Source organism: Curtobacterium sp. MCLR17_031 (assembly GCF_003234775.2).
GTDB lineage: Bacteria > Actinomycetota > Actinomycetes > Actinomycetales > Microbacteriaceae > Curtobacterium > Curtobacterium flaccumfaciens.
In genome coordinates, this window is the sequence record NZ_CP126270.1 from 81,540 (window position 1) to 93,927 (window position 12,388).

The 12,388-nt window shown below is 72.5% G+C and carries 12 protein-coding genes and 1 pseudogene; 6 read left to right on the forward strand and 7 right to left on the reverse strand.

Annotated features, from left to right (window positions below):
* The first annotated feature begins 98 nt into the window (after positions 1 to 98).
* The 3 genes from DEI96_RS00380 (at position 99) to DEI96_RS00390 (ending at position 2,786) form a co-directional block, all read left to right on the forward strand.
* Positions 99 to 1,421, forward strand: coding sequence for a carboxylesterase family protein (locus DEI96_RS00380; RefSeq protein ID WP_111022453.1), 1,323 nt, complete (start codon positions 99 to 101; stop codon positions 1,419 to 1,421).
* A 77-nt stretch (positions 1,422 to 1,498) separates the two neighbouring features.
* On the forward strand, positions 1,499 to 2,089 hold the full coding sequence (locus tag DEI96_RS00385) for a TetR/AcrR family transcriptional regulator (protein ID WP_111022452.1): 591 nt from the start codon (positions 1,499 to 1,501) through the stop codon (positions 2,087 to 2,089).
* Between the two features lie 256 nt (positions 2,090 to 2,345).
* Positions 2,346 to 2,786, forward strand: a complete 441-nt coding sequence (locus DEI96_RS00390) for an NUDIX hydrolase (RefSeq protein ID WP_027466986.1) — start codon at positions 2,346 to 2,348, stop codon at positions 2,784 to 2,786.
* A gap of 5 nt (positions 2,787 to 2,791) precedes the next feature.
* Here DEI96_RS00390 and DEI96_RS00395 read toward each other — a convergent pair whose 3' ends face one another.
* The 3 genes from DEI96_RS00395 to DEI96_RS00405 form a co-directional block, all read right to left on the reverse strand.
* Positions 2,792 to 3,508, reverse strand: coding sequence for a hypothetical protein (locus DEI96_RS00395; protein ID WP_111022451.1), 717 nt, complete (start codon positions 3,506 to 3,508; stop codon positions 2,792 to 2,794).
* Positions 3,505 to 3,693, reverse strand: a complete 189-nt coding sequence (locus DEI96_RS00400) for a hypothetical protein (protein ID WP_111022450.1) — start codon at positions 3,691 to 3,693, stop codon at positions 3,505 to 3,507. The genes DEI96_RS00395 and DEI96_RS00400 overlap by 4 nt, the downstream gene beginning before the upstream one ends.
* 74 nt (positions 3,694 to 3,767) lie before the next feature.
* On the reverse strand, positions 3,768 to 4,136 hold the full coding sequence (locus tag DEI96_RS00405) for a VOC family protein (protein ID WP_181440447.1): 369 nt from the start codon (positions 4,134 to 4,136) through the stop codon (positions 3,768 to 3,770).
* 54 nt (positions 4,137 to 4,190) lie between these two features.
* Between DEI96_RS00405 and DEI96_RS00410 the strand changes: the two genes are divergently transcribed.
* Together DEI96_RS00410 and DEI96_RS00415 are read left to right on the forward strand one after the other, a co-directional pair.
* Positions 4,191 to 4,832, forward strand: a complete 642-nt coding sequence (locus DEI96_RS00410; protein WP_111022449.1) for a nucleoside/nucleotide kinase family protein — start codon at positions 4,191 to 4,193, stop codon at positions 4,830 to 4,832.
* A 59-nt stretch (positions 4,833 to 4,891) separates the two neighbouring features.
* Positions 4,892 to 5,725, forward strand: coding sequence for an SDR family oxidoreductase (locus DEI96_RS00415; protein WP_111022448.1), 834 nt, complete (start codon positions 4,892 to 4,894; stop codon positions 5,723 to 5,725).
* Between the two features lie 1,353 nt (positions 5,726 to 7,078).
* Here DEI96_RS00415 and DEI96_RS00420 read toward each other — a convergent pair.
* From DEI96_RS00420 to nucS, 4 genes and pseudogenes are all read right to left on the reverse strand, one after another.
* Positions 7,079 to 7,624, reverse strand: a pseudogene (locus DEI96_RS00420) (ArnT family glycosyltransferase); the annotation flags it as partial.
* Positions 7,625 to 7,938: 314 nt separating this feature from the next.
* Positions 7,939 to 9,216, reverse strand: coding sequence for an MFS transporter (locus DEI96_RS00425; RefSeq protein WP_111022446.1), 1,278 nt, complete (start codon positions 9,214 to 9,216; stop codon positions 7,939 to 7,941).
* A complete protein-coding gene (locus DEI96_RS00430) occupies positions 9,213 to 9,887 on the reverse strand; it encodes an HAD hydrolase-like protein (protein WP_111022445.1) in 675 nt (224 codons plus the stop codon). The genes DEI96_RS00425 and DEI96_RS00430 overlap by 4 nt, the downstream gene beginning before the upstream one ends.
* Positions 9,888 to 10,004: 117 nt before the next feature.
* Complete coding sequence (gene nucS / locus DEI96_RS00435; RefSeq protein WP_017887754.1) at positions 10,005 to 10,700, reverse strand: endonuclease NucS; 696 nt, start codon at positions 10,698 to 10,700, stop codon at positions 10,005 to 10,007.
* A 175-nt stretch (positions 10,701 to 10,875) separates the two neighbouring features.
* Here nucS and DEI96_RS00440 point away from each other — a divergent pair, with 175 nt between their 5' ends.
* Entirely contained in the window at positions 10,876 to 12,264 is a 1,389-nt protein-coding gene (locus DEI96_RS00440) for a purine-cytosine permease family protein (protein ID WP_111022444.1), read from the forward strand.
* Positions 12,265 to 12,388: the final 124 nt, after the last annotated feature.

Sequence of the window (12,388 nt, forward strand, 5' to 3'; positions counted from 1 at the left end):
CGCGACAAAAGGACGGAGGAGAGGCCCGTGGCGACCCCGCCACGGGCCTCCCGTCCGTCTGCCTGGTTGCGTCAGCCGGCCCCGATACCGTGAGCCACATGCTCGCCGCCGCTCCAGCCCCGTTCGACACCCCCGCCGGCCGCATCGTCGGGACGGTCGACGGCGACGTGGTCCGGGTGCTCGGGATCCCGTACGCGCAGGCCGAACGGTTCGCCCCGCCGCAGCCGATGCCACCGTTCGAGGGCGAGCTGCACGCGTCCACCCCGTCGCCGGTCGCACCGCAGCCGCACGAGGAGTTCGTCGACCTGCTGCTCAACCCGATCCAGGGCATCGAGGTCGACGAGCACTGCCAGCGGCTCTCGATCACGCTGCCCGCCGACGTGCGGCCGGACGAGCAGCTGCCCGTGATGGTCTGGATCCACGGTGGCTCGTACGTCATCGGCGGCGGCGACCTGCCGATCTACGACGCCCGCGACCTGGTGACCGAGCAGCGCGTGATCGTGGTGTCGGTCACGTTCCGGCTCGGCGTGCTCGGGTTCCTCGGTGACGGCGAGACGATCCCGGCGAACCTCGGGCTCCTCGACCTGGTCGAGTCGCTGCGCTGGGTGCGCGCGAACATCGCTTCGTTCGGCGGCGACCCCGACCTGGTCACCGTCTTCGGGCAGTCGGCCGGCGGGGACGCGGCCGCGCACCTGATGATCAGTGCCGGCGCCGAAGGGCTCTTCCGCCGCGCGATCATCCAGAGCGCCCCGCTCGGGCTGTCCCGCCGTCGGGCACGGATGAACCGCGCGATGGTCCGGGCAGTCGGCACCGTGCACGCCGACACCCCGCTCGAGGACCTGCTCGACCGTCAGGCGCTCGGTACCCGTGCTGCAGCGCCCTACGGGCTCGCCGCCGGCATGCCCTTCGGCACCCAGTACGGCTTCGCGCCGCTGCCCGCCGAGCGTGACCTCGACGCCGCGTGGAGCCGGGTCGCCCCCGACGTCGACGTCCTGATCGGGTCCGGTTCGGACGAGGCCGGCATGTACGTGCCGCTCGTGCCCGGGCTGCGTCGGGTCACCCGGTCGCGGGTGCTGCGGTCGGCCCTGCGGTGGTGGGTCGTCCGTCCGCTGTCCGACGTCATCTACGGGCGTGACGCCCGACGGTTCACCGAACGGCACCGACGCGCCGGCGGCCGGGCGACCTCGTACCGACTGCACCGCGGTGTCACGAGCGCCCCGACCGGAGCCGTGCACATGAGCGACCTGCCGCTGCTGTTGGGAGGCCGCGAGGCCTGGGCCGGCACCCGGTTCGTCCCCGAACGCGACTGGCCCGAGGTCGAGCGCCGCGGCCGGGCCTTCCGGGCGATCTGGGCCGACTTCGCCCGCACCGGCGAGGTCCGGGCGCCCGACGACGAGACGCTGACGTTCGACCGCGGCTGACCGGGAGCCGGCGACGGTGGCCGCGCCCCCTGAACTGGCGGTCGCGGGCCGCTGACCGGCCCCGCACAATCGTCAGCATGCCCACGACCGATGTCGACCTCCGCGCACGCATCGTCGCCGGGGCGATCAGTGCCTACCGAGCCGGGGACTTCCACCGTGTCGGGCCCGACGAGGTCGCCGAGCACGCCGGGGTCACGGCCGACGAGTTCCACCGGGCGTACCCGATGTGGGAACTCCTGGTGGTCGCGGTCATGGACAAGTGGAACAACGGCAGCCGACTCGAGCTCTGGCCGATCGCGGAGCGGGACGGCACGGTCGCCTACCTGCGTGCCCGGCTCGCCGCGGGCGTCGAGGACCCGGCCCTCGTGCGCCTCCGGGTCGCCGTGCTCAGCGCCGCCTCGAACCCCCACCATCCCGCCGCCGGATGGTTCCGCACCCAGTACACGCGGGCGTTCGAGGACGTCACCCTCGCCCTGGTCCGTGACGTCGTCGCCGGCCGGGAGTCCCGTGGCGCCTCGCCCCGGCACGCCGCCGAGCAGCTCATGGCGCTGTACGAGGGGCTCCAGCTGCAGTCCGTCATCCGAGACGACGGGGAACCGCTCAGCGCCTTCGACCGGGCGGTCGCCCGGATGCGGGTCGGCTGGGCAGCGGCACGCGTCGACGCCTGATCCGGGTCGGGCGCGCACGTCGGGTGTGGGGCCTTGCGCGGCGAGCGGTCGCGACACACCGCACGTGCTGCGTCGCGTGGTCACGTTCCGTCGTCCGCGGGCGGCGGGGCCGACGGTCTGTGACCGCTCGGCGTGCGGGCCGCGGGGGGTCGTGACCGGTGGCGGGCTGGTTGAGCGTCCGCACCACCCCGGTCCACGGCCTGGAGGCCCGGCGCGGCTGGCAGACGTCGGTGCACCCACCTGGCATGGTCGGCCCATGGAGTACACGGACTACGACACCCGGCTCGCCGCCTACGGCGTGATCACGGACGGTGACCGCGTGCTCCTGGCGAAGCTGCGTCACCCCGACGCGGGCACGTGGACGTTACCGGGCGGCGGGGTCGAGTTCGACGAGACCGTCGAGCAGGCCGTCGTGCGCGAGATCCGCGAGGAGACCGGGTACGAGGCCCAGGCCGGTGCCCTGCTCGGGGTCCGGCACCACATCGTCCCCGCCGAACGCCGCATCCACGCCAACGGTCGCCCGATGAAGGCCGTGCAGGTGGTGTTCCGGGCGACGATCACCGGGGGAGCCCTGCGCCACGAGCTCGACGGCTCGACCGACGAGTCGCGGTGGATCCCCGTCGCCGAGCTCCCGCACCACCGCCACGGCCTGCTCGTGCCGATCGCCCTCGGCTGGGCGGGTGCCCTGTCCCGCTGACCGCATCACCCGGCGGTCAGGACGGCGAACTGCGGCGGGACCTCGGCGGGCACAGGAGGCTGGACGTCCCAACCGAGATCACGGAGCGCCTGCGCTGTCTCAGCCGGGAACTGCCGCGTGGTCGCAGCAGCTTCTTCACGGCGCCACCGATTCCGGAACCCGTGCACGGCCTCCCGCCACGTCGGCAGCGCATCCACGCCGCACTCGACGATGACGAACTCGACCACGTCGGCGAGGCTCGGCCGGAAGTGCGGGCCGCCGAGCGGAAAGTGCAATGACGACAACCTCGCCGCGTCACGCTGCCCGGAACCGTGGTCGCGGGCTCTGGCCAGCAGCGAACTGAACGCGCCGCGCTCGGCGTGCAGGTGCCAGTGCGACTGCGGAGTGGCGGTCAACGCTTCCTGGAACTCGAAGCGGACCAGTGGTTGTCGTTCGTCCGCGAGGAGCAGGGTGAACCGGCTCTCGTTCATTGTGAGGACCTCGAGTCGATCGCTCCACCTGAAGCGGATCGACAGCGTGAGGTCCGCGGTGTGGATGCCGCCGACCGTCAGGCGGACCGGCGGTGTCTTGTCCGACACGGCAGCAGGTTGGACGACTGCCGTTCCGTTCGGGACGTCGAGGTCGTAGTCGAACCGCACCCCGTGACCAGGCAGGGAAGCGTCGAGGAGGCTCTGCGCGATCTCCGCCTGTTGCTCAGCCGCGGCAGTCGACTGCCCGGTCATCGCTCACCGAGCAGGAACGAAATGCTGTCCAGCCAGTCCTGTGCGAGGTACTCGTCGGTGAACAGGTCGCGCCACTGCTCGGTGGGCGCGAACTCCCGCTCGTCCAGGTTCCACTCTGCGCGGACGCGTTCGCGCTCGGCGAGGAGCCCCTCGCGGGTCCAATGCCGTCCCAGCACCTTCGTCATGGCCGTCCTCTCGTCGGTGAGAGGACGGTATGACGATCAGCAGCGCCGACGCGAGCTTTCGGAATACAACATGTTCACTCCTCGATGACGCTGAAGACGTTGCCCGAAGGGTCGGTGAACCAGGCGATGAGCGGCCCGCCCTTCCGGTTCACACCCCGCTCGTCGGTCACCCCCTCGTACTGCAGGAACACGACGCCCTTCGCGGTGAGCTCGTCGACCGCGGCGTCGATGTCCGGCACCGGGAAGTTCAGCACCGTGAAGGCCGCCGGTTCGTGACCCGGGCCCTTCGGGTAGACGAGCACCTGGTGTCCACCGCCGAGCTGCAGGAAGAGCATGCCGTGGTCCTCGGTGACCTCGACCCCCAGGACGTCCTCGTAGAACGCCTTCGCCTCGGGCACGTCACGCACCGAGAACCCGCTGAACGCCTTCGTCGCATCGACCATGCGGCAAGTGAACCACCGCGGCCCAGCGTCGGTGCGCTCTGCGAGGATGAAGCCGTGAGCGACTCCGGCACGACCGTCGACCAGGCCGTCGAGCGCGCCGTCGAACTGGCCCGTTCGAGCGAGCGCACCGTGCTCGGGATCGCCGGAGCACCGGGTGCCGGCAAGTCCACGCTCGCCCGCCGCATCGTGACCGCAGTCGACGATCGCCTGGATGCAGGCACGGCGGTGCAGGTCCCGATGGACGGCTTCCACCTGTCGAACGCGGCGCTCGACGCCCTCGGCCGGCACGACCGCAAGGGCGCGGCGGACACCTTCGACGCCGACGGCTACGTCGCGCTCGTCCGCCGACTCGTCACCGCCGACGAGGACGTGGTGTGGGCACCGGACTTCGACCGTCGCGTGGACGAACCCGTCGCCGGCAGCATCGCGGTGCCCCGCGCAGCCCGACTCGTGGTGTCCGAGGGCAACTACCTGCTCGACGACACCGCACCGTGGTCGGCGCTGCCCGCACTCTTCACCGAGACCTGGTTCTGCGCCGTCGCCGACGACGTGCGGCTCGACCGCCTGGTCGGCCGGCACATGCGGCACGGCCGCGACCACGACGCCGCCCGCGCATGGGCGGTGGAGGTGGACGGCGTGAACGCCGCGAGGGTCGCGCCCACGGTGATCCGGGCCTCCAGGACGGTGTGGACGTGACCACCGACCAACGCGACGCGAAATCGACACCGACACCGACACCGACACGAGGAGCGACCATGACCATCGCCATCACCGGAGCGACCGGCAACATCGGGGGCGCCGTGAGCGCTGCGCTCGCCGCGGACGCCGTGCCGTTCCGGATGCTCGTGCGCGACGCCTCGCGTGCGCCGGAGCTTCCGGGTACCGAGGTCGCCGTCGCGACCTTCGCCGACGCCGACGCGAGCCGGACCGCCCTGCAGGGCGTCGAGGTGCTGCTCATGGTCTCGGCGGCCGAGGCCCAGGACCGCCTCGACCAGCACCGCGCGTTCGTCGCCGCGGCGGCCGACGCGGGCGTGCGGCACGTCGTCTACACGTCGTTCCTCGGCGCGGCTCCCGACGCGACCTTCACGCTCGGACGCGACCACTGGGCGACGGAGCAGGCGATCCGCGAGAGCGGGATGGCGTTCACGTTCCTGCGCGACAGCTTCTACCTGGACTTCGTCGAGGACCTGGTCGGTGAGGACGGCGTGATCCGCGGCCCGGCCGGCGACGGCGCGATGGCCGCGGTGGCCCGTGCCGACGTCGCCCGCGTCGCGACCGCGGTGCTGCACGACCCGGACGCGCACCGAGACCAGACGTACGAGCTGACCGGCCCCGAGGCGATCACCCTGGCCCAGGCGGCGGCGATCGTGTCCGAGGTCCGCGGCCGGACGATCAGCTACCACCCGGAGACCCTCGACGAGGCGTACGCATCACGTGCGCAGTGGAACCCGGAGCCGTGGCAGGCCGACGCCTGGGTGAGCACCTACACGGCCATCGCCGAGGGGGCGCTCGCGCACGTGTCCGGCGACGTCGAACGCATCACCGGGCGTCCGCCGATGTCCCTGCGCGAGGTGCTCGCCGCGAGCTGAGCCGTGGTGGCGGTGCGCACCGGGTCCGACGGACGGCCCGGGCAGCCCGCAGTGCCACACGGTCCAGGCGATGCCGTCCGCCCGGCGCGGCTGCCTCGGCAGGTGTGCGTGCCGGGTGCCGCTGGTGAGTGCTCGGCAGCCCCCGGCCAGTGCGGCGCGCAGGACCGGGTCGGTGCGGGGCGCGTGGGCCTCGACGACGAGGACGCGCAGACCGTCGGCGATCCTCCGGCGGATCTGGTGCGTCGTGAAGACGGGCACGGTGCCCGAGAACCCGCCGTCCGTCAGCACGGGGAGTCCGGTCGCGTCGATGACGGGTGCGGAGATGTGCCACGTGTCCGTCATGAAGAGCGGTTCGTCGTGCCGGTACCCCTCCAGGCGTCGCGCGGTCGAGACGAGTCGGCTGAGGGCCCGCGGGTAGGGCGTCGACCCGCCCCACGGGTCCGGGCGCGACACGTGGAAGACGTCCGGGCTGCCGACCGGGATCGGCCAGCGCGCGGGCCACGGCCCGACCGACGCGTCGACGCCGCTGCCGTCGCGGGTCGCGTCGAGGGCCTGCAGTGAGAACGCGGCGGGTCCGGCGACGAGCGCGAGCCCGGCTGCCAGCGCGATGACCGTCCGGGAGGCCCGGTGCCGGTCCGGCCCGCGCGTCGCCTCCCAGCGGGGTCGCCGCCACACCGCCACCAGCGTCGCGACGACGGCGACCGTCGAGACCGTGATCGCGGGTCCGGCGAGCACGCTCGGCATCGCGGTGCCCCGCGCGAGGAACACCACCCAGCCGAGCTGCGCCGCGGCGAGGACGACCGGGAGCGCCCGGAGCCCTCGAGCCTGCGCCCGGACGAGCCCGACCGCACCGCGCCACCCGAGGGCGGCGAGCAGGGCGAGCTGCACGCCGATCGCGGCGACGTAGGCGGTGTGCGGCACGGCGGCCACCGAGAGCACGGCCGCCGCGGTGGCGAACCAGACCACCAGGACGGCCAGGGTGGCGGCGCCGGCACGGGTGTCGAAGGCGTGCCCGAACGGGGAGCCGAGGGCACCGGGTCGCTCCGCACGGCGGCGGACGAGCACCACGGCCGCGACCAGCACACCGAACACCGCCGCCGGCAGGAGCCAGGCCACCTGTGACGCCAGGTGCGGTCCGAGCAGCTTGCCGAACCCGGCCGGACCTCCGCGCCAGGTGTGCGGGCCGAACGGCACGGCGAACGACCGGACGGACCCGGGCACCGCGCCGGGCAGGAACCGGTCGATGCCGTTGTACCCGAACACCATCGCGAGCGGACTGTCGTCGGTGGAGCCGTCGGCCCACGGCCGCGAACCCGACGGCGTGAGCGCCAGCGCGGTCACCCACGACAGCGAGGCCACGACCGCGACGATCCCGAGCACCCCGGCACGGACCACCCGGGTGCCGAAGCGGAAGGGACGGCCGTCGTGCCGGGCCGAGGCCAGCAGGGTGCCGAGCAGCAGGGCCGGCAGGACGAACCACGCCTGCACCATCTTCGCCTGGAACCCGACGCCGACGGCCAGGCCCGCGGCGACGAGCGGCCACCAGCGCCCGGTCAGTGCCGCGTGCTGCCAGCACAGCAGGGCGACGGCCAGCGCGGCGGTGACCATGCCGTCCTCCATCGGGTGCGCGAACATCGACACGAAGACCGGCGTCGACCCGGCTGCCGCGGCGGCGACGAGGCCCGTCCCGACGCCGGCCCAGCGGAGTCCGACCAGGGAGCAGGCCCACAGGGTGACGAGGCCCTCGACGACCTGCGGGAACGCGAGCGCGGCGGTGGAGTGCCCGAACAGCCGGAGGCTCAGCGCCTGCGGGACGGCGAAGCCGCTGAGCTTGTCGAGCGTCACCGTCGCCGAGGGGTCGAACGCGCCCGAGAACAGTGCCGGCCACGACTCGGACATCGACCGCGCCGACGCCTGGTAGAAGCTGAAGTCCCCCCCACGGCCCAGGTTCCAGGCGAGCAGCACGGTCGTGCCGGCAGCGATCACGAGCAGGGTGAGCCGTGCCGCGAGCGGCTGGTCCCGCCACCGGGCGGGTCGTCGGATGTCCACTCTCCGGACCTTGGCCGTCCGGGATGACGACCGGCCGGGACCGTGCCGCCAGCTGGCCGCGAAGCGGGTCCGCGCGCTGAGGGGTCGTGCGGGTGCGGCCCCCGTCGGTCAGCGCCTCGGGGGTCGAGCCGGAGCGGGGTCTCAGCCGGCGTCCGGGTTCGGGGTCAGGACACCCGTCGCGCGGCGAACGTCCCGACGACACCGAGGGTGAGCACCGCGACGAGCACGACGAGCAGCGGCGCCGTCCAGTTGCCCGTCGCACCGTGCAGGGCACCGGCGACGAGCGGCCCTGCCGACCCGAGCAGGTACCCGCCGCCCTGCACGAACGCGGACATCCGGCGGGCGTCGGCGTCGCTCGAGACGATCCGCACGATGACGATGAAGATCACGGTGATGCCACCGCCCTGGGCTGCGCCGCCGAGCACGGACCACAGCAACCAGAGCTGCGGGGCGAACAGCAGCCCGAGCGGCATCGCCAGCCACAGGGTGCCGACCAGTGCGATGATCGCCGCCGGACGCCACCGGGTCGCGAGCAGCGGGACACCGAGCGCCCCGACGACGGCCAGGATCTGGAACACCGACGAGCTCGCGCCCGACGACGCCTTCGAGAAGCCGATCTCGTCGTGCAGCAGCGTCGGGATCCACGCGGTGAGTGCGTAGTACGAGAACGCCTGACCGCCGAACGCGAGCGTCAGGCCCCAGGTGATGAGCCGTCGTGCCGGTCGGATGGGCTCGGCGGCGGCGACCCGTGCGGCCTCGGCGGCGCGGGCGGTCCGGATCGCCCCGGTGTCGAGCACCTGGTCGATCGGGCCGGTGACGGGCAGTGGTTCGTCCCGCTCGGAGGGCAGCGGGCGTCGCCAGGCGGCGCGAGCACCGACCGTGTAGGTCCAGGCCGCGGCGGCGATGAGTGCGAAGACCGCCCAGATCGCGATGGCGACCGGCCACCCCCACAGGGCGGCCAGGGGAGCGGTGCCGAGCGACGTGATCATCGACCCGACGTTGAGCGCCGACGTGTAGACGCCGGTGACCAGGCCGACGCGTTCCGGCGAGGTGTCCCGCCGGATGACCACCGGGATCACCACGTTGCCGATCGTGATGCCGATGCCGATGACCGCGGTGCCGATCAGCAGCGCCGCCGACGAGGGCATCGAGCGCACGACGGTGCCGGCGAGCACGATGACGAGCGACAGCGAGACCGCGCGCTCGGGGTCGGCCTTCGCGATGACCCAGCTGGCGAACGGCGTCGCGAGGGCGAAGCACAGCACCGGGATCGTCGTCAGCAGCCCGGCGATCGTCGCGGTCAGACCGAGGTCGGCGCGGACGTCCCCGATGACCGGGGCGGTCGCGACGATCGGGCCGCGGAAGTTCAGGGCGATCAGGACGATGGCCGCGGGCAGCAACCAGGCGGCGCCGCGGAGGCCCCGGCGTGCAACGTCGTTCATGCGGACGGCGTCGCGGACGGCAGCAGGATCGGCAGCAGGTCGAGCGGGGTGGCGGCGCGGGCGATGGTGCCCTCGGCCTCGTCGGGGGAGCCGTAGCCCCACTCGGCGAAGACGACCGGGACGCCGTGCACGGTGGCGCCCTCGACGTCGTGCTTCCGGTCGCCGATCAGCACCGGGCGACTGGCGTCGAAGCCGTGGGCCTCGAGGCGTCGCAGTGCCTCTTCGACGACGTCGGCCTTGCTCGACCGCACCTCGTCGTCGCTCGCACCCGTGATGATGTCGATGTCCCCGGTGAGCCCGTAGTGCTCGAGGATGTAGGTCGCCGGGGTCTCCGGCTTGCTCGTCGCCGTCGAGATCGGCAGCCCCGCCTGGTGCAGGGTGCGCAGCACGACGTCGATGTCCGGGAACATCGCGGAGTCGAGCGCCCCGTGCGAGAAGTAGTGCTCGCGGTAGACGGCGAGGGTGCGGTCGGCCAGTTCGTCGTCCATGCCCATCGCGATCCGGAACGTGTCCATGATCGGCGGACCCACGAACGACATCAGGGTGTCGTGGTCCGGCACCGGGACGCCGACGGTGCGGAAGGTGTGCGTCAGGCTCTCGAGGATGCCCGGCGCGGAGTCGCTGATGGTGCCGTCGAGGTCGAACAGGATGGCGGAGAACGGGCTGGTCATGTCCTGCCCACCCTAGCCGGGACGTGGCGGCGACCATCCGGGATCCGTCGGCGGCGGGGCGGGGGTGCGCCGTGCCTCCAGGCCGGACGGCCGGACGGCTGGACGGCCCAACGCGGCTCAGAACAGGCGGGTGTGCCCGCCCTCGATGCCGCGCATCGCGTCGTAGTCGAGCACGAGGACGCGGATGCCGCGGTCCTCGGCGAGGGTGCGTGCCTGCGGTGCCACCGTCTGCGCCGCCAGCACGCCCTGCACCGGGCGCAGGTGCGGATCGCGGTTCATGAGCTCGAGGTAGCGGGTGAGCTGCTCGACCGCGTCGATGTTGGCGTTGCGCTTCATCTCGACCGCGACGCTCGCCCCCGCGTCGTCGCGGGCCAGGATGTCGACCGGCCCGATCGCCGTCATGTACTCGCGGCGGACCAGGGTGTGGCCGTCACCGAGGAGCTCGATCTGCTCGGCCAGGAGCTGCTGCAGGTGCGCCTCGACCCCGTCCTTCACCAGGCCCGGGTCGACGCCAAGGTCGTGGGTCTCGTCGGACACGACCTCGTACAGGGAGACGATGAGCTTGTCCTGCGTCTTCTTCTGCGTCACCGTCCAAACCTGCGTGATGCCGGCGACCGACTGCTCCTCGTCCGGCTCGGTGATCTCGATCGAGCAGGGCGGGCTCATCCAGTTCAGCGGCTTGTAGCTGCCGCCGTCGGAGTGCACGAGCAGGGAGCCGTCCGCCTTCAGCATGAGCAGGCGGGTCGCGAGCGGCAGGTGGGCTGAGAGCCGGCCCGCGTAGTCGACGGAGCACCGGGCGATGACGAGACGCACCCCGGAAGCCTAACCGGCGTGGTGTCGTCGGCCGGACCGGGCGCGCGGCCCGTGCATCGTGCACGGATTCACATGCCCGTAACGACGTTCTGCACATGTACCGCAATCCGAAGCCGTCCTACCGTGGCTGACACCCCGATCGGCCCACGCCGACACCCCTCCCCGAGGAGCCACGATGGCCAGCGAGACCGCAGTGTCAGCACCACGAACCCCCCGTTCCGAGTCGGTCGCCGTCGACGACTACTCGCTCAGCCGAGTCCCGATGTCCGCGCGCTACGGCTGGTTCCAGGTCGCCGTGCAGCGCTTCGGGCAGATCTCGGCCCTGTCCCAGTTCCTGCTCGGTGCGACGCTCGGCTTCGGCATGAGCTTCTGGGACGCCTTCTGGGCGATCACCCTCGGTGCCGTCATCCTGGAGATCGTCTCGGTCCTCGTCGGCGTCATCGGCGTCAAGGAGGGCCTGAACACCTCGGTCATCGCCCGCTGGACCGGGTTCGGCAAGGCCGGCTCGGCGCTGGTCGGACTGGCGATCGGGCTGAGCCTGATCGGCTGGTTCGGCATCCAGTCGGGCGTCTCGGCGGCCGGCCTCGTCTCGATCCTGCCGATCCTGCCCGCCTGGGCGTGGTCGCTCGTGTTCGGGCTGCTCGTCACCGCGATCGTCCTGCGCGGGTTCCACTCGATGCAGTGGCTGGCGAACGTGACCGTGCCGCTGTTCCTGGTGCTCGTCGGCTGGGCGGTCATCGTCGAGCTGAGCCGGCACTCGATCGCCGAGCTCGCCGCGCGTGCCCCGGCCGGTCCGGAGCTGAGCTTCGTGGCCGGCACCACCCTGGTGGCCGGCGGGTTCATCGTCGGTGCGGTGATCACGCCGGACATGACGCGCTTCAACCGCTCGGTCGGCGACGTCGTGAAGCAGACGCTGCTCGGCGTGACGCTCGGCGAGTACGTCATCGGCCTGGCCGGTGTCCTGCTCGCCCACGCCGTCGGCTCCGCGGACATCACCCGCGTGATCACGTCGAGCGTCGGCTGGGTCGGCATCCTCGTGATCCTGCTCGGCACGTTCAAGATCAACGACTGGAACATCTACAGCTCGAGCCTCGGCGTCACGAACTTCATCGACGCGGTGTTCGGCAAGCAGGTGAACCGCGGGCTCGTGACGCTCGTGATGGGTGTCGTCGGCTCGGTGCTCGCCGCGGTCGGGTTCCTCGGGGCCCTGACACCGTTCCTGTCGGTGCTCGGGGTCGTCTTCCCGCCCATCGCCGGGATCATGGTGGCGGAGTACTTCGTCGTGAAGCGCTGGCGCCGCGAGCTGAGCGACGCCGAGAACATCCCGGCGACCTCGCCCACCTGGGTGCCGGCCACCCTGGTCATCTGGGCGGTCGCCTCGCTCATCGGGTACTTCGTCGCCGTCGGCATCCCGTCGATCAACTCCGTGGTCATCGCCTTCGTGCTCTACGTGGTCGCCGGCAAGGTCGGGCTGATCCGCGGCGTCGGTGTCAGTCGGACCGAGGCCGCGCCGGCTGCCACCGAGGCCCCGGTCGCCGAAGCACCGGCCACCCCCGCCGCCTGACCCGGGCGCTCCCCGAACGGCCGGTCGCGTCGCCGCACCCCTGATCCGCGCGACGGCGCGGCCGGTCCCCACCCGCAACAAGCACCACCCCACGACCCAGCACCACCCCGCGAACACCCCGCAC